Source organism: Lelliottia sp. GFLA7, assembly GCF_056490165.1.
Genome location: NZ_JBWLAQ010000093.1, coordinates 1 through 433, shown reverse-complemented (window position 1 = coordinate 433; position 433 = coordinate 1). Strand labels below are relative to the sequence as shown.

Sequence of the window (433 nt, the reverse complement as noted above, 5' to 3'; positions counted from 1 at the left end):
ACTTGGACAAATGGAACGCCGTGCAACGAGAAGCTGTGGCCAGTTGGCGGCGGAAGAACACACAGCTACGTGAAGCGCTGGGCATGGTGATTGTTCGAACCAGTTCTCGCAACGGCGAACTCAGCATCGTGGTCGATGCGGATGCCAGGGTCACCGACGTCCGTCTTACGCCGCAGGCACTACACCTCGGCGACGTCCAGCTGAGCAACCTGTTGCGGGACACGATCCAGGAAGCACAGGCGGAAGCTACCCAGAGAGTCGAGGAGGTCGCGCGCCCGTTCACCCACGATCGAGACTCTGTCGCAGCGAGAAAGTTGTGTCGACGAACTACTCAACGACGACTGAGGCCCTCGATGAGTTGGTAAAGGTCCGCACGAAGACCTCGCGTCGCCGCTCCTTGTAGTCCGGCTCAGACAGCACCGCCGTTCCCAGA

The 433-nt window shown here is 60.5% G+C and carries 1 protein-coding gene; it reads left to right on the top strand.

Features of this window, described 5'->3' with window-relative positions:
- Positions 1-83 precede the first annotated feature (83 nt).
- A complete protein-coding gene (locus AC07RN_RS21315) occupies positions 84-365 on the top strand; it encodes a YbaB/EbfC family nucleoid-associated protein (protein WP_478337271.1) in 282 nt (93 codons plus the stop codon).
- The last annotated feature ends 68 nt before the right edge of the window (positions 366-433 follow it).

Coding starts and splice junctions, on each gene's coding strand:
- AC07RN_RS21315 (WP_478337271.1), top strand. CDS start 84: ATGGTGATTGTTCGAACCAGTTCTCGCAACGGCGAACTCAGCATCGTG.